This window comes from Wenjunlia vitaminophila DSM 41686 (genome assembly GCF_000380165.1).
Lineage (GTDB): Bacteria > Actinomycetota > Actinomycetes > Streptomycetales > Streptomycetaceae > Wenjunlia > Wenjunlia vitaminophila.
This window is the reverse complement of the sequence record NZ_KB904634.1, coordinates 140,598-162,180: the sequence shown is the minus strand read 5'-3', so window position 1 is coordinate 162,180 and position 21,583 is coordinate 140,598. Positions and strand designations below refer to the sequence as shown.

Below are 21,583 nucleotides of genomic sequence, written 5' to 3'. Positions count from 1 at the left end.
AGTTACTGTGGTCCACCACCCCTCGGAAGATGGAACAATGGGCCTCGCCCCACCTGTGACGACCGTGAAGGACCCCGCAGCCATGGCGAGGCCCCGCCACCCACTGCTGAGCCGGGAACGCATTGTCGAGGCGGCGCTCGCCCTGATGGACAGTGAGGGTCTCCAGGCCCTGTCCACCCGTCGGCTCGCCGCCGAACTGGGAGTGAGCGGACCCTCCCTGTACAACCACTTCGCCACCAAGGAAGAGATCCTGGACGCGGCCGCCGACAGCGTCGTCGCCCAGGTCGACCTGTCGATGTTCGGCTCCTGCGACTGGCGGGTGGCACTGCGCCGTTGGGGCCGCTCCTACCGCGCGGCCCTCGCGGCCCACCCGAACATCGTTCCCTTCCTCGCCCAGGGCCCCGGCCGTCGGCCCGCCTCGCTGCGCCTCGCCAACGCGGTGTTCGGCGGGCTGCGCGACGCGGGGTGGCCGGTGCCGCACGCCACCCGGATCGGTGCCATGATGCGCTACTTCATCGCCGGTTCCGCCCTGGGCTCGTTCGCCCGTGGCTTCGTCGACGACGCCGACCTGTACCGCGAGCGCTACCCGGCGCTCGCCCAGGCGCACCTGCTGCCGCGGTACCAGCAGGAGGTGGACGAGCTGGCCTTCGAGGTGGGCCTCGAGGCCCTGATCAGCGGCCTGTCCCTGCGCTACGAGGCGGTGGTGGGGCCCCTGCCGCCGCTTCCCGACGAGCCCACGGTGCAGATCCCCACCCAGGAGTGCCACCCCGGCTCCGGGTGAGCCGCCCGGGGACGGCGGCGGCACTGGCGGGAGCCTCGGGCCGCCGGACCCTCAGTCGAAGACGACCAGGGTCCGCCCGCCCCTACCGGCGAGCATGCGGTCGAACGCGGCGGGGACGCCGTCCAGCCCGACGCGGTCGGTGACCAGGGCGTCGAGGTCGAGGAGGCCGGTGCGGACCTGCTCGGCGAGGGCCGGGAGGTCCCTGTCCGGTGCGCTGTTGCCGTACATGCTCGCGGTCAGGGTGCGGGCCTGGTGGAACAGCTCGAGGGCGGAGAAGGTCACCTGGTCGTCCCGGCGGCCGATGCCCAGCACGGTCGTGTGGCCGCCGCGACGGGTGGAGGACCACGCGGCGCGGATCGTGGAGGAGCGCCCCACGCACTCGAAGGCGTGGTCGGCGCCGTGGCCGGTGATGGCGTGGATCTCCTTGGGGGTGCCCTCGTCGGCGAGCAGGAAGTGGGTGGCCCCCTGGGCCCGGGCCAACTCCTCCTTCTGCGGTGAGACGTCCACCGCGATGATGGGGTCGGCCCCGGCGATCCTGGCTGCCTGCACCACGGCCAGGCCGACGCCGCCCAGACCGTACACCGCAGCGGACTCGCCACGGCGCAGCCGGGCCGCGTTGTTCACCGCGCCGTTGGCGGTGAGCACCGCGCAGCCCAGCAGGGCGGCCGTGGTCAGCGGCACCCCGGGGGGCAGCGGGAGGACGGCCCGGGCGCCGACCACCGTCTCCTCGGCGAAGGCCGCCGTGCCCAGGCCCGCGTACAGCGGGGTGCCGTCGCGCAGCGTCGCGTACGGGGTGGCGGCACCCTCGCTCGACCGGGCGCACAGGTAGGGCTCGCCGAGCGTGCACGGGTGGCACGCGCCGCAGGACGGGTTCCAGTTGAGCAGCACCTGGTCGCCCGGGTGGACGTGGGTGACGTCGGGACCCACCGCGGTCACCGTGCCGGCCCCCTCGTGGCCCAGGACCGCGGGGACGGGTTGGCGCAGCGTCCCGTTGCCCAGCGAAAGGTCGGAGTGGCAGACGCCGGCGGCGGCCAGGCGCACCCTGACCTGGCCGGGGCCCGGCTCGGGGAGGTCGATCTCGGACAGCTCCAGGGGTGCGCCGACGGCGGTCAGGACGATGGCGTGGACCATGACTCTCCGGTTCTGTGAGGGCGACGGGTGGCGGGGGAGCAGCCCGGTCGGACCCGGGGCGACGGCGGGCTCAGAACTGGAGCGACTTGGTCTGGAGGAACTCCACCAGACCGTGCCGGCCCAGCTCCCGGCCGACGCCGGAGTCCTTGTAACCGCCGAACGGCGCCAGGGGGTTGAACGCGCCGCCGTTGATGTCCACCTGACCGGTCTGCATCCGGCGGGCGAAGGCCACCGCGCGGTCCTCGTCCGCGGACCAGACAGCGCCGGACAGACCGTAGGGGGTGCCGTTGGCAATGGCCAACGCCTCGTCCTCGTCCCGGTACGGGATGACCGAGAGGACCGGGCCGAAGATCTCCTCCTGGGCGATGGGGGAGTCCGGCGGCACGTCCGCGAAGATCGTGGGCCGCACGTAGTAGCCCAGGTCGTGGCCGTCGGGCGGTTCTGCGCCGCCGACGGCCAGGCGGGCGCCGCACCGGGGGCCCTCGGCGAGGTAGCCCCGCACCCGCTCCCTTTGGCGCGCGGAGACCAGCGGGCCGAGTCGGGTTGCCGGGTCGGTGGGGTCGCCGGGCCGGTACCTGGCGGAGGCCAGGACCGCGAGCTCGACGGCCTCGTCGTGGACGTCGGCGGGCACCAGCATCCGGGTGCAGGCGCTGCACGTCTGACCGGCGTTGGCGAACGCGCTGCCCACCCCGGCCCGCACGGCGCGTTCCAGGTCGGCGTCGGACAGGACGACGGTTGCGGACTTGCCGCCCAGCTCCAGGGCGACCCGTTTCAGTCTCTCGCCGGCGACCCGGCCGATGGCCCGACCCACGGCGGTGGAGCCGGTGAACGAGACCAGGTCCACCCCGGGGTGCGCCGCCAGCGCGGCGCCGGCCACCGAGCCGACCCCGGTCACCAGGTTGAACACCCCCGGGGGCAGCCCCGCCTCGTGCACGATCTCGGCGAACAACTGGGCCACCAGCGGGGTGTTCTCCGCGGGCTTGAGCACCACCGGGCACCCGGCGGCGAGGGCGGGCACCACCTTGGCCACGATCTGGTGGAGCGGGTAGTTCCAGGGCGTGATCGCCGCGACCACGCCGGCGGGCTCGTGGAGCACCCGGGAGTTGCCGATCTTCTCCTCGAACTCGAAGCCGGTCAGCAGCTCCACGCAGGACGCCGCCACCGTCACCGGGAGACCGACCTGGACCTTGCGGGAGAACGTGAGGGGGGAGCCCATCTCGGCGACGACGCAGTGGGCCAGGTCCTCCTGTCGGGCCGCCAAACCGTCCCGTATTCGGGCCAGGTGCTCCGCCCGACGGGTGGGCTCGGTGTTGGCCCAGGCGGCGGCCGAGGCCGAGGCGGCCCGCACGGCCCGGTCCACGTCCTGCGCCGACCCGGCCGGGGCGGTACCGACGACCTGCTCGGTTGCCGGGTTCACCACCTCCAGCACGTCACCGCGTGACGGTGGCCGCCAGTCGCCGTCGATGTAGAAACCGTCGTGGGGTGCCACCGCGTGCTCCTTGGTCTCGCTGGCCCATCCATCGGTGGGCGTGCGGTCTCCTGGGCGGGTGCTGCTAGCGCCGGTAGTTTATGCAGGGCCGTTCCCCAGGGAAAGGGATGCCGCTGCCCCGCCGTCGCCGCCGCCGACCGGCCACGTCGGGCGAGTCGAGGCAGGTTCCGCGCAGGCCACCGTCAGGGCCGAGCGGGAGAGGGCGGGGCGTCCACCCGGGCTCCACCGCGCGCCGACCGCCGGGCCACCGCCGGCCCACCAGTGACCCGCCGCGCGTCGACCGGTCGTCGACCGGGCGGACGGGGCGCGACGCGGGGTCAGGGCTTGCGTCCCACTCCCGCCCACATCCAGGTGGTGGTGCCCTCGGTGGACCCCTCCGGCCGCCACAACGGGGGGTGGACGATGCCGGGATCGACCAGGTCGAACCCCTCGAAGAACCGCACCAGCGCGTCCCGTCGCCGCAGGACGATGCCCGTCGTGGTGTTCTTCCAGGTCTTGGCGATCTCGGCGGCCTTCTCCGGGTTGGACTCGTCGGAGCTGAAGGAGATCAGCAGGTAGCTGCCCGGGGCCATCCGCTCGCGGACCGCCGCCACCGCCGCCGCGGCCTGCTCGTCGTCGAGGAAGTGCAGGACGGCCAGCAGCAGCACCGCCACCGGTTGCCGGTAGTCGATGTGCTCGAGCAGCTCGGGGTGGCCGAGCAGCGCCTGGGGTTCGCGCATGTCCGCGGTGATCACCGTGGTGGTGCGGTTGTCCGCGAGCAGGGCCCGGCCGTGGGCCAGCACGATGGGGTCGTTGTCCACGTAGACGACCCGTGTGTCGGGGTCCACCTGCTGGGCGATCTCGTGCACGTTACCCCGGGTGGGGAGTCCCGCGCCGACGTCGACGAACTGGCGGATCCCCGCCTGCGCGCACATGCGGACCGCTCGCCGGAGGAAGTCGCGGTTCTCCCGGGCGGCGATGGGGACGTCGGGTGAGGTCCTGATGGCGTACTCGGCTGCCTCCCGGTCCGGGGCGAAGTTGTCCTTGCCGCCGAGCCAGTAGTCGTAGATCCGGGCCGGGTGCGGCTTGTCGATCTCCAGGTCGATCCCGCGTATGTCGTGGGCCATGGTCAGCGTTGTCGTCCTTCCCCGCAGCCGGCGCCCTGTGCGCGGGCCGTTGTGGCCCCGCAGCATAACGGGATACGTCGCTCGGTACTGATACGACGTCATATCCGTGCTCGAGCGGGAGCCCCCGGTGCGGGTCCGGACCGTCAGCGGCCGGGCAGTCGTTCCTTGACGCCCCGGGCGGTGTTCGCGGCCTGAGCGGAACGGCAGGCCAGTCGGACGTCCCGCCGGGCGTGTGCGGTGGCGGCGCGCGAGCGCCGGGCCAGGCAGGGACGGCCACCGGTGTCGGCGGCGGCGAGGAGCAGACCACCGAGCATGGAGAGGTTCTTCAGGAAGTGGACGAGCTGCTGGTTGCGCTCCTGGGGGTCCTCGATCTTCCAGAAGGCGTGCCCGGCGACCGTGGTCGGCACCAGGGACGCGGCCAGGGCGAGGGCCGCCGCCCGGGGCATCCGCCCCATGGCCAGCATGGCCCCGGCGCCGACCTGCACCGCGCCGTTCAGCCGTACCGCCTGCTCGTGGTCCTTCGGAAAACCGGGCAGGTACTCGGCGAGGGGAGTCACGACCGCTTCGGCCGCCGGGGCGGCGGCGGAGGGGTCACGCAGGTGGTTGAAACCGAACTGGATGAAGATCCAGGCCAGCATGGGACGCGCGACTTGCCGCATAACTGACATGACGCTCCAGTTCCCGACTTCGCCCGGACCATTCCGCACTGCCTCCGCCTGGTGGACCGCCACCCGGCGGACCCTCCGCGCAGGTCCAACCCGGGCTCTTGAGGAGTCGTCCGCCGCCGACCGGAGCGCGCTGGCGGGCGTGGTCCCGCAGGGGTCCCGCGGGAGCCCCGATGGTGGGGATGCGCCCGAGATGTTCCTACGGTGAATCACGTACATGCTCACTGGACCTCTTGTGGCTCACAGATCCGCCTGATTACTTGGTACGTCCGTCGTCCCGCGGGGATCGGCGGAGGAGCTGGTCGCCGCAGTGGAGAGGATCTCCTGCCCATGCCGCCTCGCGGACGTCACCGCCGCCCCCAGCCGCCCAACCGGCTCTCCCAGGTGTCCCTGGCGGTCACCGCGGGCACGGGCATGGCGCTTCCGTTGCTGAGCGCCACCGGTGCCGGTGCCGCGGCGCCCAGCACCTGGGACAAGGTGGCCCAGTGTGAGAGCGGCGGGAACTGGAACACCAACACCGGGAACGGCTTCTACGGGGGCCTGCAGTTCACCCTCTCCACCTGGAAGGCGCACGGTGGCACCAAGTACGCCGTGCGCGCTGACCTGGCCACCAAGGAGCAGCAGATCGCGGTGGCCGAGGCGGTCCTGGACTCGCAGGGCCCGGGGGCCTGGCCCACCTGCGGGCCCAGGGCGGGACTCGGCCGTGACCAGCGGTCCACCACGTGGAAGGCCCCCACCCCCGAGGCGGGTCGGGAGGACACCGGGGAACGTGCGGAACGGCCCACCCGGCGGGCCGGGGTCACGGCGTCGACGACCGGCACCAGGAGCACCCCGGCCCCCGAGGCCACCAGGGCTCCCAAGGCTCCCAAGGCTCCCAAGGCCACCAATCAGGCCAAAGGCGCCAAAGCCAAAGACGCCAAAGCAAGGGACGTCAAGGCCAAGGACACCAGGGACGCCAGGGGCACCAGGTCGGCCCGGGCCACCAAGGACACCAGGGCCGGCGAGGACAGTGCCGCGGCGCGGTCGTACCAGGTCGTCGGTGGGGACACCCTCTCCGGCATCGCCGACGAGCACGACGTCCGGGGCGGTTGGCCCCGGCTGTACTCGGCCAACCGGGAGGTCGTGGGGTCCGACCCGGACCTGATCTTCCCCGGTCAGCGGCTGCGGATGCCCGCGGGCGCGGAGCGCGAGCAGGCGGCGCCCCGTACACCCGCTGCCCGACGGCCGGCGTCAACGAGTGAGGGGCGGCAGCAACCGAAGCGCGAGCCGAGCCCGGAGAGCACCAGGGCCCGCCAGGACACCCCGGCGCCGACCGCCAGGCACAGCACCCCCAAGGCCAGGCCCGCCCCGACGCCGAAGGCCGCCCCGAAGGCGAAGCCGGCCCCCGCGCACCCCAAGACGCACCGGGAGAAGGCGGCGCCCCAGGCGAGGAAGGCGCCGAGGCCGAAGCCGGCACCGGCGGCCCAGAAGCCGGCGAGGTCCCAACGCCGGGCGCCCACCGCCGTCGCCCCGGTCGTCGCCACGGTGGGCACCCCCTACGGGGTGCCCGGTTCGTCGTGGGCGAGTGGCCACCACACCGGAATGGACTTCCCGGTGCCGGTCGGCACCTCGGTGCGGGCGATGTCCCACGGCACCGTGGTCAGCGCCGGCTGGGGCGGCGCCTACGGCTACCAGGTGGTGCTGCGGCACGCTGACGGGATGTACTCCCAGTACGCCCACCTGTCGTCGCTGACGGTCTCGGAGGGCCAGCAGGTCGGGGCCGGCCAGCAGATCGGCCGCTCCGGGACCACCGGGAACTCCACCGGCCCGCACCTGCACTTCGAGGTGCGCACCGGGCCCGGGTACGGCTCCGACGTGGACCCGGTGGCATACCTGCGTCGCCACGGCGTACACCTCTGACCACCCCGGCCGTCCCGGCGGGAGCTGCGCCGACCAGAGCGGCCGGGACCAGGGACGGCCCGGACCAGGGACGGAAGGACCGCCGCACCGGGCAGCGGGACGGGTCCGCGCCGGACGGGCGCCGTTGCCACGGGCCCTGGCCAGCATGGCTCGTCCGGCGGCGACTGCAACGCGGTGACGGCGCGGAGGCGGTGGTCTCCAGGCGCTCCGGGTCAACGGTGATCGACGACGGCCGCCACGGACAGACAGGACAGTGCGCGCATGACCGCAACGGTGAAGGGCCCCGCCAGCTACTTTCCCTCGATCGAGAAGAAGTACGGTCATCCGATCGAGCACTGGAAGGCGCTCATCCGCTCGTCTCCGCTGACCAGGCACATGGAGCTGGTCTCCTGGCTCAAGGCCGAGCACGGACTGGGGCACGGCCACGCCAACGCCCTGGTGGCCCACACCCTGGCCGAGGGCAGCGGCACGTAGGCCCCCAGCCCCCGCCGCCCCGTCCGACCGGCACGACGGCACGGCCGTGGTCCCCCCTGGGACGTCCACGGGGAGACCACGGCCTCGGTACGCCGCCGCCGTGGGGCACAGGTCCGGCACGTGCGGCGGTGCGCTTCTACCGGTGGTAGTAGTGGTGCGCGGTGGTGTGGGCCGTCAACTGGCCGCCGTCCTGGAGGCGGGTGCTTCCCTGGGTGGTGTTGAGCAGGCTGAGGACGTCGTCCGTGAGGTTGCGGCCATCGACGGGGAGGTTGGCCTGCACCGCGTTGCCCGAAAGGAAGCCGGGGCTGTGGCTGACCGTGGCTTCGGAGCCCGAGTCGGCAGCGGCGACACCCGCCGAGCCGCTCAGGGCAAGGCCGGTTGCGGCAGCGAGAACGGCGGCCTTGGCGATACGCGACATGAAGTCGTGTCCTTTCATCGGTTTCCATGCTGACCGCTGGTGAAGCGGCGGTGCCACCAACAACGGCCGACGAGGCGCCACGTCACGGATGCTTAGGCTGAATCAGTGAGAAGCCGGGTATTCCGGTTATCTGGGTTTTGTCCTCCTGGTGGCGTGCCGCCGCGCCGTCGCCCCGGCCCCGCGGACGCACCGGCCCGGTCAGGGGTCACCGAGCACCGACCGGTCCGCTACTGCGCCCGGATGACCGGTGCGGGACACCCGGTGCCGTCCCAGGCGATCCGCGCGGGTGGTGCGTCGGACTCGCATAGGGTCAACCCGACTTACGCGCCCGTGCGCACGTCGGACGAGGAGGCCGGACCGGTGCAAGGTGAGGACCGTCCCACCATCCGGCTGCGCCGGGCGCTGGCGGAGGCGGCGCGCGGGGTCGTCGGTCCGGGCGGGCGGGACGGCCGCGGCCGGATCGTGGTCAGGGCCGACGCCACCCGCCACGTCCTCAGGGACAGCCTGGTCATCGGGGGCAACACCCACCTCGACGCCACTGGGGCGCACTTCGTCGCTGACTTCCCCGTGGTGCCCGCGACCTACGAACGCGACCCCGACCCGACGCACCGGCACAGCCCGGAACCGCCCTATCCGCCGCGCTTCACCGGGGTGCGAACCGCACGCGGTGTCCGCACCGCGAGCATGCTGATCAACGAGGTGGCCCCGGATGCCCGCGGCTACCAGGCGCCGGGCAACATCGTGGTCAGGGGCGGCACCTGGGACCCCACCGAGCACTACCTGCGCGACGAGGCGCCCGGTCCCGACCTGGACCGTGCCACAGGCGCCCCGCCGATGAACGCCCTCACCTTCCAGCACACCCAGGACGTCGTCGTGCAGGACGTCGTCGTCCGCAACGTCAAGTGGTGGCACGCCGTGGAGTTCAACGCGGTGCGGAACGCCACCGTGCGGTGCTGTCTGCTCCAGGGATGGGTGGAGGCGCCGACGGTCGGGCTGTGGCACGGCGAGGCGGTGCAGCTCGACACCGCGACCCGAGCCACCGTCTGGGGTGGAGCGGCGGACCTCACCCCCTGCTCGGAGATCAGGGTGGTGCACAACCGGTGCGGCCCCTCCACCACCAGGCGTTCCTGGGGGACGCTGCTGGGGTCGCACACCTTCGCCGACGGCATCAGGCACCGGTACGTGCGGATCGAGGGGAACACCGTCCGGGAGACGCTGTGGGACGCCATCGGCCCGATCGGTACCGACGGACTGGTCATCTCGGAGAACGACATCCGGGGGTGCTGGGGTGGCATCCACGTCAGGTCGGTCACCCCCAACCCGCTGGACGGGGTCACCGTCACCGGCAACAGCGTGAGTCTTGACCCGAACACGGACCGGCTGGCCATCGGGGTGCGTGCGGTGCCGCGTGCCGGGATCAGCCGGGTCACGGTCCGGGAGAACAGGATCGCCTCCGGGCCGATCTCCTACGTCGGCGACGTCTCCTTCACCGCGCCGCCGCAGCGGACCTGACGGTGACGGGGGTGCCGCGGGGACTCGTCTTTGCAAGGGATGTCATGCCAGTTACTCTTGAGTAGAACCGGTTCGGCAGCGTTCCCCCGTCGTTGCCGGGCCGGTTCTGGTTCCGGCCCGTCCCGGGTTCGGCGCCGTCACTTGCTGCTGGACGCGGTGCTCCGCTTGGCGGTCTTGGTCGTCTTGGTCGCCCTGCCCTTGGGCGCGGTGGACTTGGCCGCACCGGACGACGCGCGCTTGGTCGCCGGCTTGCGCGCGGCGGTCTTGCGGACGGCGGCCTTGCGTGCCTTGGGGGTCCTCGCCGCTGCGGCCTCCTCCCGGGCCCCGGCCCGCCCCTCGACCAGGGCGCCGCTGGCGTTCTCCAGGTGGGCCCGGACGAACCAGTGGTAGAGCTCGAGCTTGCGCAGGTGCTCGATCATCATGTCCTGACTGACCAGGTCCAGTTCGTCGAACTTGACCACGGCCGCCCGGTGGTCGGCGATCACCCCGGAGTAGACCAGGTCCAGGGCGCCGAGGTGTTCGATCGCGTCGGCGCGCCCGATGGTGTAGTCGTCCCAGTTGCGCTCGCGCACCAGCACCCCGGCCGTTCCCCAGGGGGAGGCGCCCAGGGTGGAGATCCGCTCTGCGGTCTGGTCCGCCATGGTGCGGACGGCGTCGACCTGCGGGTCCAGCATGGTGTGCACGGCGATGAAGTGCGGGCCCACCACGTTCCAGTGGATGTGTTTGAGGGTGAGGGCGAGGTCGTTCAACGAGTGCAGTCGCATCCTGAGGGTGTCGATGACCATTCCGGCCTCGGCCGTGGTCATTCCCGGGACGGTGTAGCGGAGGTGCGCCACGGTCTCACTCCTGTCTGTGCTGGGGCGGGCGCAGCCGTCGCGAGGGCCGGTTCGCCACCCTGGGAATCCCAAGAGGTTGAGGAGCACACTCGGGCTCGCATGGGCATGGCCTGGTGAGGGTGCACGTCCATATATCGTACATAGAGGGCATAGCGGGCTGCCTTGCGGCGCGCCGGCGCGTGCCCGGCGGTCGGTCGCCGGGGCCCGGGCTCACCAGGTGACGGGAAGGGCCACCGGCCCCCGGATCAGGGCGCTCGCTCGCCACCGCACCTGCTCCACGGGCACCGCCAGGCGCAGCTCGGGAAAGCGGTCCAGCAGCCCGGCGAGCATCATCTGCGACTCCATCCTCGCCAGTGAGGCGCCGAGGCAGTGGTGCGGACCGTGGCCGAACGCCAGGTGGGGATTGTGCTGCCGGTCGAAGTCCAGGGCGTCCGGGTCCGCGAAGACGGCCGGGTCCCGGTTGGCGGACAGGTAGGACACGTACACCGCGTCCCCCTCGCGGATCAGTACCCCGCCCACCTCGACGTCCGCCACGGCGATGCGGGACAGCCCCACGCCGTTGCGGTGCGGGATGAAGCGCAACAACTCCTCCACGGCCTGCGGGAGCAGTGACCGGTCGGCCCGCAGCCTGTCCAACTGCCGGGGATGGGTGAGCAGCGCGTAGACCATGTTGGCGCTGTTGTTGCGGACGGCGTGGATGCCCGACGAGTGGATGAGGACCGCGGTCGCCGCCATCTCCTCCTCGGTCGCCTGCTCCTCCCGCACGGCTCGGGCCAGCGTGCTGACCAGGTCCTCCCGCGGTTCGGCGAGCCGGTGCCTGAGCAGGTCCGCGTAGTAGGCGCCCATCTCTGCCTTGGCCCGGTCGCTGTCCTGCCGGCCCCGGGCCGCGGACAGCACCCTCTCGGTCCAGTCGTCGATGCGCGGCCAGTCCTCCGGCGGCACGCCCATCAGCGTGCTCAGGGCCGCCAGCGGGAACGGGGCGTGCAGCATGGCGACGAGGTCGGCCGGTGGTCCGTGTCGCTCGACGGCGTCGAGCAGTTCGTCGGCCAACTGCTGGACCCGGGGCTGTAACGCCCTCATCCGTCGCGCGGCGAACGCCTTGGCCACGGTCCTGCGCACCCGGGTGTGCTCCGGCGGGTCGAAGAAGTTGACCGCCTGGTCGAGCGGGATGAAGTGGGGCGCCACCCGGGTCACCGAGCGTCCCCTGACGGCCTTCCTGCTGAACCGCGGGTCGTTGGAGACGAACTGGACGTCCCGGTAGCGGGTCACCAGCCAGGCGTCCCCCTCGCCCTGGGGCAGTCGGATTCGGGTGACCGGGTCGTTCGCCAGCAGTTCGGCCAGCAGCGGGTCGAAGTCGAGCCCGGCGAGGTCACGCATGGGCCAGAAGCGGACCTCCCGTTCGGCTCCTTGGGGGCCGTCCAACGGGGACGTGGTGGCCACGGCGGTCACCTCCCACGGTGAGGCAGCGGGGCGGTACGGCGGCGCGGCCGGTACCGCGACCCTTGTCGGGCTACCTGCCCCGGGTGGTGGGGGTTGATGCCGTTCAGCCCTCGATGCACCCTTTCAGGGGAACGCCGGGGGCGTCACGAGGCGAGCGTCACGGTGCTCTGACCCGTTCCCAGGAGATGGGCGGTGCCCGAGACCGCGAAGAGGCGGCCCGGTTGGGTGCGGACGTGGCGCAGGGTGAAGGAGGCTCCGCTCTCCAGGGCCCGCTCCCTCGCCCACAGCAGCAGGTTGAGTCCCGCACAGTCGCAGAAGCTGAGCCGGCCGAGGTCGAGGACGAGTGCCTCGGGCCGCGAGGACAGGCACAGGCAGACCTGGGAGTGGAACACTGCCACGGCCTCCATGTCCATCTCGCCGTCCAGGGCGAGGTGGGCCGTGTGGTCGTCGTGGGTGGCGCGCACGCCGAACAGTGGGGTGGTGGTCAATGTCTCCTCGCATCCGGTCGGGTTCTCCTGGCCCGGCCGTGGCCGGCTGGGATCGAGCCCGTTCGCGCCAGAACGGCGCGTCCCTCGATCGTGGTCCGTTTCCCGACGGGGAGTCAACACAACACCAGAGATTTAATTCGCCAATGACCATTCGCGAATCGAGGGGGACGTGGAGGGCTGACATCCGACCCCGCGACCGTATGATGGGGACATGGCCGACCTCGAGGGCCGCCGGGCGGCACGTTGGACGTTCCTGACCAGCCATGCCCGTGTCCTGCTTGAGATCGCCCGCAATCCCGACGTGCGGCTGAGGGAGGTCGCCGCAACCGCCGGGATCACCGAGCGGGCGGCGCAGGCGATCGTCGCCGATCTCGAGGCCGCGGGCTGCATCACCCGGACCAGGATCGGCCGGCGGAACCGCTACACCGTCCATGCAGACAGCCGGTTCCGGCACCCGGCGGAGGCCGGGGTGCCCATCAGCGGGCTGCTCTCGCTGTTCCTGGAACGGGACACCCTCGACCGGGAGGTCGAACGGGAGACGCCTGGGGAAGAGCCGCAGGGCTCCGACACCCAAAGTGATCCGACCCCGTCGCAGTCGCTGGCGCCCGTGCTGTCACCGCGGTCGGAACCCGACCTCCGGGCCGTCGGCGACCAGTGCCAGGCCTCCTGAACGCCCGCTTCCCGACGCGGTCCCGCCCCACGGCGCAGCGAGAGGCCCCACCTGACCGGGGATGCCCGTGGTCGAGGGCGACCACGGGTTCTCACCTGGTTGATGGCACGTCACCTGATCCTCACCCGCGTGTCCGAGCTGGCCGCGAGGGCGCGTCACGTGCCGTCACCTGACGTACTCCGTTGGTGGTCACCCCGGCGTTCGGTGAAGGTGCTTCGGGTACGGATCGCTGCGATCCGAGAGCCCGTCAGCGGCTCCGACCCAGGAGGTTCAGATGAGCGCAAGCAGACCCCGCCGGCCGAGAGCCAGACCGCGCGCGCCCTTCGTCGCCCTCGCGGCCGTGGGCCTGATCACGAGTACCACCTCAGGTGTGCACGGCGCCACCGCGGCCCCCGCCGACGAGCTCGAGGTCAGGCGGGTGGCCACCCTCGAGTCGCTGCTCGGGCCCGAGAGCACCGCCGGCTACTACCGTGACTCGGTCGGCCGGATGGTGGTCAACGTCACCAGCAGCACCGCCGCGGAGCAGGTCAGGGCCTCCGGGGCCACACCCCGCGTGGTCAGGCGCAGCGGCGTGGAACTGGCCGCCGCGCTCAGCACGCTGGAGAAGAGCGCCCGCATCCCCGGCACCGCCTGGGCGGCGGACCCCCAGTCCAACCAGGTGGTGGTGCGCGCGGACGAGACGGTGTCCGACACCGAACTCGCCCAGCTCAACGGCGTCATCACCACGCTCGGCGACGCGGCCCGACTGGAGCGCCACCGGGGAAGGTTCAGCCCCTACCTGGCCGGCGGGGAGCCCATCTACGCCGGCAACATCCGGTGCTCCGCCGGTTTCAACGTCCACCGGGGCAACCGCCACTTCACCCTGACCGCCGGGCACTGCACCGCTGGCAGGGGCAAGTGGTTCACCGACCCCCGCGGCCAGGAGGAGTTGGGGGACACCGTCGGCAGCAGTTTCCCGGGGAACGACTACGGCCTGCTCGAACGCACCACCGCCTGGGTCCCGCGTCCCGGTGACGTCAGCCTGCACGACGGGCGGTCCCAGAAGATCGACAAGGTGGGCACGGCGTTCGTCGGCCAGTCGGTGCAGCGCAGCGGCAGCACCACCGGGGTGCGTGGCGGACACGTGATCAGTGTGGGCACCACGGTCAACTACCCCCAGGGGACGGTGACGGGTCTGGTCGGCACCGATGCCTGCGCCGAGCCCGGCGACAGCGGCGGGCCCTTCTTCCACGGCAGTCAGGCCCTGGGGCTGACGTCGGGGGGAAACGGGGACTGCGCCTCGGGCGGAATCACCTACTTCCAGCCCGTGGACGAGGCACTCAACGCGTACGACGTGTCGCTGAACTGACCCCTGGGCCGTGGCCACCGCCAGCGGCGCAGGTCACGCCCCGGCAAGGAGGGCCCCGCCTCGGCGGGGCCCTCCTTGCCGGGGCCTCGGCCCGTGCGTCCACCCGGTGGGTGGGCCCACGGGCCGGGCGTCACCCCACCGCCGTCCGGTGGGCCTCGGCCAGCAGGGACACCGCGCCCACCACGTCACCGGTCAGCAGACGGTGTTCCGCGTCCGCGGTCAGCTTGGCGGTGGCGGACTGGGCGTCATGGGCGACGACCGCCCGCTGGGCCAGGTGGCGTGCGGCACCGACGACCGCGTTCCGCTCGCGCCAGGAGTGCGGGGTGTGCTGGAGGATGGCGGCGGCACGCCACAACGACCGGAACACCTGTCGCGGGTGACGGTCCCAGTCCCGGACGGCCAGCGCCCTGCGGCCCACGCCGGCCTGCGACAGCGCGGCGCGCACCTGGTGCTCGGTGGTCAGCCCCCAGCCGTACGGGAACTCCGGGTCGTACCTCTCGTCGCCGACGTTGATCGGCTGCTGATCGATCGTCCTGGGCCACGACACCGGGTTGCGCCCGGTGAAGGGGCGTCGGCCGAACAGCACGTCGGCGACCCCCGCGCCCTCGGTGCCCGGCAGCCACGAGGCGACCAGGGCGTCGATGGACCGCAACTGGTCGCCGAGGAGCTGTGGGCGGCCGGAGACGACCAGCACCACGCACTTCATCGCGCCGCACACGGTGTCCACGGCCCGCTGGTCGGCCTTGCCCAGCCACATGTCGTGCTCGTTGCCCACGTCCCCGATGCCCTCCGCGTAGGGCGTCTCGCCGACCACCACCACGCCCACGTCATGACCCCTGGTGGGTGCGGAGGCGTCCTTGCTGTAGGTGACCGAGGCGCGCGGGGCGACCTGGTGGATGCCCTCGCGGATGGTGGTTCCCACGGTCGTCCTCCCGGACCCGCCCTGCCAGGTGACGGTCCATCCGCCGGCCTGGTTGCCCAGGTCGTCGGCGTTGCTGCCGGCCAGGTAGACCTTGCTGTCGGCGGGCAGCGGCAGCAGTCCGCCGCGGTTCTTCAGCAACACCTGGGAGCCGGCCACCGCCTGCCGGGCCACCGCGCGGTGCTGGGCGGAGCCGATCGTGTCCGCGTGGGTGGTGTCCGCGTAGGGCTTCTCGAACAGGCCGAGCTGGAACTTGGTCCGCAGGATCCTCGACACGGCGTCGTCGATCCGCGCCTCGTCGACCCGGCCGGCCCTGACCTCGTCCAGCAGGGTGCGGACGAACTCCTGGTAGGCGTCCGGCACCATGATCATGTCGAGGCCGGCGTTGATCGAGGTCCGCACGTCGCTGGGGTAGTCACCGGGCAGTTGGTCGATGCCCTGCCAGTCGCTGACCACCAGGCCGGGGAAGCCCATCCGGCCCTTCAGCTCCCCGTTGATCAACTCGTCGTTGCCGTGCATCTTCACCGGGCCCTTGCCGTCATCGGTCAGGTCCACGCTGGAGAACGACGGCATCACCGTTCCCACGCCGCGCCGCACGGCCTCGGCGTACGGGGCGAGGTGCACCCTCCGCAGGACGTCCCGGGTGACGGTGGTCACCCCCTGGTCGATGGTGTAGCTGCCGGTGGTGGAGGAGCCGTAGACGGTACCCCCGTCGCCGACGTAGTGCTTGGCGGTGGCCAGCACCCGGTCGCCGTCGGCGAGGTCGCGGCCGTCGACCCGGCCCTGGAGACCCTGGATGACCGTCTCCATGGACTCCACCAGTGCCGGGTCCTCACCGAACGACTCGTAGGAACGGCCCCACCGGTCGTCGCGGACCACGCACAGGCAGGGGGCGAAGGTCCAGGCGACCCCCGTGGCCCGGGTCTCCCGGGCGGTGACCTCACCCGTGCGCTGGACCAGGGCCGGGTCACGGGTGGCGCCGAGCCCGATGTTGTGCGGCATGATCGTGGCGCCGTGCAGGTTGTTGTGTCCGTGCACCGCGTCCGCGCCGTACAGCAACGGGACCTGCAGCCGGGTCTGTTGGGCGCGGAGCTGGTACGAGTTGACCATCCGGGCCCAGCCCTGCGGGTTGTTCGGGGTGGGGGCGGAGCCGCCGCCGGAGAGCAGCGACCCCAGCGCGTAGGTGGAGATGTCGTCCTGGGAACGCAGGGCGCTCCGCTCCGCCTGGGTCATCTGCCCGACCTTCTCCTCCAGGGTCATCCTGGAGAGCAGGTCCTTGACCCGCTCCCCCACGGGACGCCCGGGGTCCAGGTAGGGCAGGTCGTGGGCGTTGATCGCGATCTTCGGCTGGTCCGCGGGCGGCCTGGCGCCGTGGACCCGCATCGTGAACGGCACGGTCTCGGCGGTCTCCGCACGCCCGTTGCCCGCCGTGCGCACGGTCACGGTCCTGGACGAGCCGGAGGAGGCACCGACCGGGAAGGTGAAGCTGCCTGAGACGGGCGTGTAGTCGCTGCCGTCCTGGGCGCTTCCCCCACCGGTCTCGTAGCGGACCGTCACCGGCTTGGCCAGCGGCCTGTGGCCCGCGGTGACCAGGGAGATCCGGACCTTGGCCGTGTCGCCCTCGTTCACCGGGTAGACCGCGGCGTCGGTGCGCACACTGGCCCGCAGTTCGGGATCGGGGGTTCCGTAGAGGGCCACCCCGTCCATGGCGAACTGGGCCTTGCCCCCACTGGGCAGGGTGACGGCGTAGCCCCACACGCGGGTGAGGTCGAGGATCTGGTCGATGCCGCCCACGGGTTGGTAGTCGGTGCGGTACCGCAGCGTGGAGAACGGGATCTCCACCAGGTGCCAGCCCTGCCAGTCGTCAGTGAACGACGTGGTCCACAGCTCGGACGCCTCGGCGTCGGCACCACCGTCCTTGATGTCGATCCGGATGCGTTTCCCGGTGCCCGCGGGGAGGGGGACGTCGTTCTGCCCGTACCACCAGAAGCGCAGCCCGCGGTGCGTGCTCCAGTCCTGGGGGGCGTCGTCGTTGCTGACGTTGCGGGTGAAGCCGCCGCGGGTGCTGATCTCGTACCTTCCGTGGAGCACCGCGTGGCCCTCCGGGGCGTCGGCGCGCCTCTGCAGGCTCAGGGTGGGGCGGTCCCGGGTGTGGGCACCCCAGGGGTAGATCCCGGCGGCCGGGGGTGTGGCGAACGGCGTCTCTCCCTCGAAGCCGTCCAGCAGCCGCGGTGGCGCCACACCGGCCGCGGCCGGTTCCTCGACCGCGAGGGGGCCGTCCATGGTGGACGGATCGCCCGCGATGACCGGCCCCGCGGCCACGACCGATCCTCCGGCGGTGGCTGGGGCGCCACCCACTCCCAGCGGGACCAGCCCGGCCACCAGCACCGCCGCGGCGAGCACGGCACCACGGCGGGCCCCCGACTTCGATCGGCGGCCCTCCCGGGGCGTGATCCGCCCGGCCAGGGACCCGCGGTACCGGGCCCTGCCACGTCTCGCTCCGATCCCCGGGGGGCACGTGCCCGGGGATCGGATCGACATCCATCGTCGCACGTTAATGACTCCTTTTGACCGGTTTACGGCCTTTATTCCCGGACACGATGATGCGCTCTCTGATGGGGTAAATCGGGCTTTTGCGGGTTTTACCGCCTGTCGGTCGGATCTGTGTTCGCTGCCGGGGGTAGCCCGCGTCGCCCTGGGTAGCCGGAGAACACACGCACACGGGAGGCGAATGACCGATGGCTGGAGTCGTCCAGGACCGGCCCACCGCGGCGGAAGCGCCGCCGACGGTGCGCGAGCACTCCACGGGTGAGCTGGTCAAGCAGGCGTCGGAACAGATCACCCTCCTGGTCCGCCAGGAGATGCGGTTGGCGCAGGCAGAGATGGCCGCCAAGGGGAAGCGCTTCGGCCTCGGCGGCGGGATGCTCGGCGGCGCCGGCGTGGTGGCTCTCTTCGCCCTGGTGCCCCTGGTGGGCGCGGGGACGGCGGCACTCGCGCTGGTACTGCCGGTGTGGGCCGCCGCCCTCGTCATGTTCGGAGCCCTGATGCTCCTCGCGGCCTGCATGGCGCTGATCGGTGTGGCCCAGGTGAAGCTCGCGACGCCGTCCACACCGCCGGACTTCATCGAGAGCGTCAAGGCAGACATGGAACAGATCAGGGAGAGGGCCCACCGATGAGCACCAAGCCGGAACGAGGCGCGGCCCCGGGCACGAGCCCCGAGGAACTGCGCCAGGAGATCGAGAAGACCCGTGAGAGCCTGGGGCGCACCGTCGAGGAGCTCGCGGCCAAGGCCGACGTCAAGGGTCGCGCCCTGCACCGGGCCGCCGCCCTGCGAACCCGGGCCAGACAGCAGGTCGACAACGCCACGCAGACGGTGCAGGAGCGGGTGCCCCGGCGGGGGGCCGCGGGAGGCGCCGCGGGTACCGGAGTGGAGGGCGGCACGGAGGAACCCGCCCTGGCCGGCGAGACCCTGGCCGGGGTCGCCCAGGCCGCACGGTGCAACGCGACCAGGGTGGCTGCGGGTGCCGGCGGACTGGCCGTCGCCGTCCTGGCGCTCCGGCGCGCCCGCCACCGGCACTGCCACCGGCACCGGTAGGTCGCGCCGCTCGAGGGGCGGCGCTCCCGCGCACGGCGGTGCCGTCAGATCAGCGGAACGCTCCTGGGGCCGCCGTGTCCGTCCGCTTCTCGTGCTCGTCGAACCAGTAGTCGCCGCAGGCGCGATGGCGCCCCCGGCCGGGCTCGGGCGACGGGGCCACGGTGACCGTCCGGGCGTCGTCCGGACGGCGGACGGGAGGCTGTGCCCCCGGCCGCTGTCCTTCCGCTTCGCCCGCGACGCCGACCTGCGTGACGGTGCGGTCGGAAGGGCCCGCGGAGGGGCCCTCGACGTGGCTCTGGGGGCGGGTGCTTTCCAGCATGGCGGGCCTGCTCCTCGCTTCGGGGGTGTCCAGCCGATCGTCACCCGGGTCGCAGGGGTGGGCCTCGCCGGCTTGGGCTGTTCGGGGAGGGGTTCACCCGGTTGACGGGGTGGCTTCGCGGCCCTGCGCCCGGTTGCCCCGCTCGGGCACGGGCGGGACTCCGTCCCCGTCGTCCCGCCGCCGCGACGCCCGCGGTTCCCCGGCCGGCCGCGGTGCCGTCACCGCTTCCTGCCGGTACACCAGCAGGAAGCGCCAGAACAGCAGTCGCCGGACGGTGCACCCGGGGAGCAGGGCGGCGGCCTCGCGGCGGACGACGGCCAGCGGCATGTCAGCCGGCCGCACCGGGGGCCGGAGCGGGACCGGGGTGGCGCAGGCCAGGTCCTTCGCGGCGACGGCGGTCCGAACGACGGCGTTGACCGGGACAGCGGCCAGCGCCCACGCGTAGTCAGCGGCCGTGCGCTCGGCATAGGGCCCGAGAACCGCCAGGACCCCACCGGGGGCGAGCGCGTCGCGCAGTCGTCCCAGGGTGTCGAACGGCATGTGGTGCAGGCTGCTCAGACAACTGATGAAGTCGTAGTGGCCCGCGGGCAGCTCCAGCGTGGTGACGTCGGCCTGCCGGTAGCGGGGCTGGCGCTGCCCTGGGTGAGCCGCGTGGGCCGCGCTGAGCACGTCCGCCGACGCGTCCACCGCGGTCACCTCGATGCCGAGGCCGGCGAGCCGTCGGGCGAACCGACCGGTGCCGCACCCCACGTCCAGCGCCGTGCGGCAGCCGACGGGTATCTGACGCAGCAGGAGGCGGTGGTAGTGGTCGTTGTGGTCGAACGGCATGCCGACAGCCTGCCAGACGCCCACCCGCGCCCGCGACGGGTCGCGGAGGGTGGATCGGGGGCCCCTGGGTCAGCCGCCGGAGGTCGGACCGGGCACGGCGGACGGGGAGAGGTAGGCGCGCACCCCACGGGTGGAGCCCAGGTCGGGCAGTGCCTGGCGGCGCCAGTCGCGGGCGAACGAGGGGGGCGGACGCCGGCCCACCACCACGACGGCGACCGGACGGGACGCGGACAGGCCCACCAGTGCCCGGGGGGTGATGCTGGTGTCGTTGCCCCGGGTCTGGCGCGACGCGCACCCCGCCTGGTAGGCGATCTGGACGGCCTGGTGCCCGGAGACCACGCACGGGGGCCGGACGCCCTGGCGGTGCAGTTCCTCGGCGACCCGTTTGACGTCCCGGCGCGCGGCGTCACTGCGCTGGGTGGTCTTGGCGAGCACGGCGTACTGGACGGCCAGATGCGCGCTCAGGACGGCGGCGAGCGCGGCCAGTACCTGCCTGCGGTGCCGTGCGGACGCCGTCAGACGCAGCAGGCACTCGGCCGTGGGCACGGCCAGCAGCGCGTAGGTGGGCAGCAGGAAGCGTGGTGCGGCGTACCCGATGAGGAACAGGTAGGGCACCGCGAGGGCCCCTCCGGTCAGGGTCGCCGTGCCCACGAGCCGGCCCCGCCCGGCACGCCGGGCGACCCACAGTCCGGCCAGGACCAGCAGGGGCAGCAGGAACCACCAGGCGGTCACCGAGGGGTGGGGCCAGGGCACGTCGCAGGGGCGGCACAGGCCCCGGCCGTCCAGGGAGCGCGCCTGGTCGTCGACGGCCCAGTTCCAGCCCATGCCGCCCTGGACCTCACTGGCGCGGTGCAGCCTGCTCCTCGGCCCGCCGTAACGCGCCCACGCCTCGATGAGCCACTCCGCCCAACCGAGGGCCAGCCCGCAGGCCAACACGGCGAGGACCGCCGGTCGGACCCTGCCCACCAGGGCGACCAGGCCCAGGGGCAGGACCAGCCAGGCCGCGTCGGTGGGGCGCATCAGCCCGACGGCGGTCACCGACGCGCCGAGGCCGAGCAGGGCGTGCCGGTCCGGATCGACCCGGCGCAGCGGCAGGGCCTCGAGCCGGACGGTGCCGACGCGGCTCGTGCCGGTGCGCACGGCCCCGGACCTGAGGAAGTAGCCCACCGCGGCCAGGCACCCCAGGGCGACCCACAGGTTGGGCATGGCCTGCGGCCCGTAGAAGACGGTGATCCAGAGGCTGGCGAACAGGGCCCCCGCCACGGTGAGCACCGGGGCGGGCAGCAGCCGCCGCCAGACCCGCAGGGCCAGCAGCAGCCCGATGCCGGACAGGAGCGCCAACCAGATCCGCAGCGCGAGGAGCGACGGGGTCAGCACGGTCACCGGCGCGATGAGGTAGGTGATGCCGCGGGCGCGGGGCGCGCTGAAGAACGCCGTGGGGGAGCGGGGATCGACCTGACTGGCGTAGACGGTCTCGTCCCAACCCATCCCCAGCCCTGGTATGACCAGGATGACCTGGGCTATGACGAACCCGGCCGCGACCGCCGCCGGTCCCAGCCAGAAGCGGGACGGGCGGCGGTCGACGGAGTGCGGCACCGGCTCACGCCGAGAGGCGGTCTGAAGTATGGACACGCTCCCACGCTGGGGCCGTGCCGTGCTCGCTGG

At 72.7% G+C, this 21,583-nt stretch carries 20 protein-coding genes; 8 read left to right on the top strand and 12 right to left on the bottom strand.

All coding sequences use genetic code 11. From position 1 onward, the window contains the following. Positions 1–82: 82 nt before the first annotated feature. Entirely contained in the window at positions 83–781 is a 699-nt protein-coding gene (locus tag A3IG_RS0100625) for a TetR/AcrR family transcriptional regulator (RefSeq protein ID WP_018381598.1), read from the top strand. A gap of 51 nt (positions 782–832) precedes the next feature. Here A3IG_RS0100625 and A3IG_RS0100620 read toward each other — a convergent pair whose 3' ends face one another. From A3IG_RS0100620 to A3IG_RS0100605, 4 genes are all read right to left on the bottom strand, one after another. Next, positions 833–1,912: a Zn-dependent alcohol dehydrogenase gene (locus tag A3IG_RS0100620; protein WP_018381597.1), complete on the bottom strand. Its 1,080-nt coding sequence runs from the start codon at positions 1,910–1,912 to the stop codon at positions 833–835. A gap of 70 nt (positions 1,913–1,982) precedes the next feature. Beyond that, on the bottom strand, positions 1,983–3,401 hold the full coding sequence (locus A3IG_RS0100615; protein ID WP_018381596.1) for an aldehyde dehydrogenase family protein: 1,419 nt from the start codon (positions 3,399–3,401) through the stop codon (positions 1,983–1,985). Positions 3,402–3,718: 317 nt separating this feature from the next. Next, entirely contained in the window at positions 3,719–4,507 is a 789-nt protein-coding gene (locus A3IG_RS0100610; RefSeq protein WP_018381595.1) for an SAM-dependent methyltransferase, read from the bottom strand. A gap of 143 nt (positions 4,508–4,650) precedes the next feature. Continuing rightward, positions 4,651–5,175: a DoxX family protein gene (locus tag A3IG_RS0100605; RefSeq protein WP_026219751.1), complete on the bottom strand. Its 525-nt coding sequence runs from the start codon at positions 5,173–5,175 to the stop codon at positions 4,651–4,653. A 327-nt stretch (positions 5,176–5,502) separates the two neighbouring features. Here A3IG_RS0100605 and A3IG_RS0100600 point away from each other — a divergent pair, with 327 nt between their 5' ends. Further along, positions 5,503–7,071 carry a transglycosylase family protein gene (locus tag A3IG_RS0100600; protein WP_018381593.1) on the top strand — a complete coding sequence of 523 codons (1,569 nt, stop codon included), beginning with the start codon at positions 5,503–5,505 and terminating at the stop codon, positions 7,069–7,071. A 261-nt stretch (positions 7,072–7,332) separates the two neighbouring features. Next, complete coding sequence (locus tag A3IG_RS0100595) at positions 7,333–7,545, top strand: DUF4287 domain-containing protein (protein WP_018381592.1); 213 nt, start codon at positions 7,333–7,335, stop codon at positions 7,543–7,545. A 136-nt stretch (positions 7,546–7,681) separates the two neighbouring features. Here A3IG_RS0100595 and A3IG_RS28045 read toward each other — a convergent pair whose 3' ends face one another. Next, positions 7,682–7,963, bottom strand: coding sequence for a chaplin (locus A3IG_RS28045; RefSeq protein WP_051087336.1), 282 nt, complete (start codon positions 7,961–7,963; stop codon positions 7,682–7,684). A gap of 360 nt (positions 7,964–8,323) precedes the next feature. On the opposite strand from A3IG_RS28045, the gene A3IG_RS0100585 reads away from it, so the two are divergent. Then, positions 8,324–9,475 carry a right-handed parallel beta-helix repeat-containing protein gene (locus tag A3IG_RS0100585; RefSeq protein WP_157862248.1) on the top strand — a complete coding sequence of 384 codons (1,152 nt, stop codon included), beginning with the start codon at positions 8,324–8,326 and terminating at the stop codon, positions 9,473–9,475. A gap of 137 nt (positions 9,476–9,612) precedes the next feature. Here A3IG_RS0100585 and A3IG_RS0100580 read toward each other — a convergent pair whose 3' ends face one another. The 3 genes from A3IG_RS0100580 to A3IG_RS28040 all read right to left on the bottom strand — a co-directional run bounded on the left by A3IG_RS0100580 (position 9,613) and on the right by A3IG_RS28040 (position 12,239). Then, the gene (locus A3IG_RS0100580; RefSeq protein ID WP_018381589.1) at positions 9,613–10,311 is read right to left on the bottom strand and encodes a Dps family protein; all 699 of its coding nucleotides are present in this window, start codon (positions 10,309–10,311) and stop codon (positions 9,613–9,615) included. A gap of 210 nt (positions 10,312–10,521) precedes the next feature. Next, positions 10,522–11,751 carry a cytochrome P450 gene (locus tag A3IG_RS0100575; protein ID WP_018381588.1) on the bottom strand — a complete coding sequence of 410 codons (1,230 nt, stop codon included), beginning with the start codon at positions 11,749–11,751 and terminating at the stop codon, positions 10,522–10,524. Positions 11,752–11,894: 143 nt separating this feature from the next. Further along, a complete protein-coding gene (locus A3IG_RS28040; protein WP_018381587.1) occupies positions 11,895–12,239 on the bottom strand; it encodes an STAS domain-containing protein in 345 nt (114 codons plus the stop codon). A 211-nt stretch (positions 12,240–12,450) separates the two neighbouring features. Here A3IG_RS28040 and A3IG_RS0100565 point away from each other — a divergent pair, with 211 nt between their 5' ends. Both A3IG_RS0100565 and A3IG_RS0100560 read left to right on the top strand, forming a co-directional pair. Beyond that, entirely contained in the window at positions 12,451–12,909 is a 459-nt protein-coding gene (locus tag A3IG_RS0100565; protein ID WP_018381586.1) for a MarR family transcriptional regulator, read from the top strand. Between the two features lie 274 nt (positions 12,910–13,183). After that, positions 13,184–14,257: a S1 family peptidase gene (locus A3IG_RS0100560; RefSeq protein WP_040910606.1), complete on the top strand. Its 1,074-nt coding sequence runs from the start codon at positions 13,184–13,186 to the stop codon at positions 14,255–14,257. A 130-nt stretch (positions 14,258–14,387) separates the two neighbouring features. On the opposite strand, the gene A3IG_RS0100555 is transcribed toward A3IG_RS0100560, so the two are convergent. Then, positions 14,388–17,630, bottom strand: coding sequence for a glycoside hydrolase family 3 N-terminal domain-containing protein (locus A3IG_RS0100555; RefSeq protein ID WP_026219749.1), 3,243 nt, complete (start codon positions 17,628–17,630; stop codon positions 14,388–14,390). Positions 17,631–17,914: 284 nt separating this feature from the next. Here A3IG_RS0100555 and A3IG_RS0100550 point away from each other — a divergent pair, with 284 nt between their 5' ends. Together A3IG_RS0100550 and A3IG_RS0100545 are read left to right on the top strand one after the other, a co-directional pair. Then, a complete protein-coding gene (locus A3IG_RS0100550; protein ID WP_018381583.1) occupies positions 17,915–18,352 on the top strand; it encodes a phage holin family protein in 438 nt (145 codons plus the stop codon). Further along, positions 18,349–18,771, top strand: a complete 423-nt coding sequence (locus A3IG_RS0100545) for a DUF3618 domain-containing protein (protein WP_018381582.1) — start codon at positions 18,349–18,351, stop codon at positions 18,769–18,771. Before A3IG_RS0100550 ends, A3IG_RS0100545 begins: the two co-directional genes overlap by 4 nt. Before the next feature lie 49 nt (positions 18,772–18,820). On the opposite strand, the gene A3IG_RS0100540 is transcribed toward A3IG_RS0100545, so the two are convergent. The 3 genes from A3IG_RS0100540 to A3IG_RS0100530 all read right to left on the bottom strand — a co-directional run bounded on the left by A3IG_RS0100540 (position 18,821) and on the right by A3IG_RS0100530 (position 21,514). Then, positions 18,821–19,090 (bottom strand): hypothetical protein, encoded by a 270-nt coding sequence (locus A3IG_RS0100540; RefSeq protein ID WP_018381581.1) that lies wholly within the window; start codon positions 19,088–19,090, stop codon positions 18,821–18,823. Between the two features lie 93 nt (positions 19,091–19,183). Further along, complete coding sequence (locus A3IG_RS0100535) at positions 19,184–19,918, bottom strand: class I SAM-dependent methyltransferase (protein WP_018381580.1); 735 nt, start codon at positions 19,916–19,918, stop codon at positions 19,184–19,186. 69 nt (positions 19,919–19,987) lie between these two features. Then, entirely contained in the window at positions 19,988–21,514 is a 1,527-nt protein-coding gene (locus A3IG_RS0100530) for a hypothetical protein (RefSeq protein ID WP_018381579.1), read from the bottom strand. Between the last annotated feature and the right edge of the window lie 69 nt (positions 21,515–21,583).

What these genes read in the sequence shown, in the direction of transcription:
- A3IG_RS0100595 (WP_018381592.1), top strand. Translation starts at nt 7,333, where the DNA reads ATGACCGCAACGGTGAAGGGCCCCGCCAGCTACTTTCCCTCGATCGAG.
- A3IG_RS0100610 (WP_018381595.1), bottom strand. Translation starts at nt 4,507, where the DNA reads ATGGCCCACGACATACGCGGGATCGACCTGGAGATCGACAAGCCGCAC.
- A3IG_RS0100600 (WP_018381593.1), top strand. Translation starts at nt 5,503, where the DNA reads ATGCCGCCTCGCGGACGTCACCGCCGCCCCCAGCCGCCCAACCGGCTC.
- A3IG_RS0100620 (WP_018381597.1), bottom strand. Translation starts at nt 1,912, where the DNA reads ATGGTCCACGCCATCGTCCTGACCGCCGTCGGCGCACCCCTGGAGCTG.
- A3IG_RS0100565 (WP_018381586.1), top strand. Translation starts at nt 12,451, where the DNA reads ATGGCCGACCTCGAGGGCCGCCGGGCGGCACGTTGGACGTTCCTGACC.
- A3IG_RS28045 (WP_051087336.1), bottom strand. Translation starts at nt 7,963, where the DNA reads ATGTCGCGTATCGCCAAGGCCGCCGTTCTCGCTGCCGCAACCGGCCTT.
- A3IG_RS0100550 (WP_018381583.1), top strand. Translation starts at nt 17,915, where the DNA reads ATGGCTGGAGTCGTCCAGGACCGGCCCACCGCGGCGGAAGCGCCGCCG.
- A3IG_RS0100605 (WP_026219751.1), bottom strand. Translation starts at nt 5,175, where the DNA reads ATGTCAGTTATGCGGCAAGTCGCGCGTCCCATGCTGGCCTGGATCTTC.
- A3IG_RS0100560 (WP_040910606.1), top strand. Translation starts at nt 13,184, where the DNA reads ATGAGCGCAAGCAGACCCCGCCGGCCGAGAGCCAGACCGCGCGCGCCC.
- A3IG_RS0100625 (WP_018381598.1), top strand. Translation starts at nt 83, where the DNA reads ATGGCGAGGCCCCGCCACCCACTGCTGAGCCGGGAACGCATTGTCGAG.
- A3IG_RS0100540 (WP_018381581.1), bottom strand. Translation starts at nt 19,090, where the DNA reads ATGCTGGAAAGCACCCGCCCCCAGAGCCACGTCGAGGGCCCCTCCGCG.
- A3IG_RS0100545 (WP_018381582.1), top strand. Translation starts at nt 18,349, where the DNA reads ATGAGCACCAAGCCGGAACGAGGCGCGGCCCCGGGCACGAGCCCCGAG.
- A3IG_RS0100535 (WP_018381580.1), bottom strand. Translation starts at nt 19,918, where the DNA reads ATGCCGTTCGACCACAACGACCACTACCACCGCCTCCTGCTGCGTCAG.